The sequence below is a fragment of the Priestia sp. SIMBA_032 genome (assembly GCF_046535215.1).
Taxonomy (GTDB): domain Bacteria; phylum Bacillota; class Bacilli; order Bacillales; family Bacillaceae_H; genus Priestia; species Priestia aryabhattai.
Genome location: NZ_JAWRXD010000760.1, coordinates 1 through 268 on the forward strand (window position 1 = coordinate 1; position 268 = coordinate 268).

Annotated in this window: 1 protein-coding gene; it reads left to right on the forward strand. The window is 33.2% G+C overall.

Going from position 1 to position 268, the window contains the following annotated elements; translation table 11 throughout:
* The coding region (locus SB717_RS36350; RefSeq protein ID WP_410907878.1) for a hypothetical protein at positions 1-268 on the forward strand (268 nt) is incomplete at both ends.

The window sequence follows — 268 nt, forward strand, 5'->3', positions numbered from 1 at the left end:
TTTCCTGTACTCCTCCAGAATTTCTAACAAAACTTTTTTATAAAGGATACGTCAAACGTTTAATTGCATTAACATTAGACAAACAAGCTGATGGTTCAAGTTCTTCAGAAACTTTAAAGTATAATGAGGTGATGAGTATTATTGATGCCAAAAAAAATATAGAAGATCATTTAGAGCTAGCGCTTCCGCTAATAGATGACTTGGCTAAAAGCTGCAACATGAGCCCGTCAAAATTTGCTAATATGTTTAAGGCTATTTATGCTCAAAG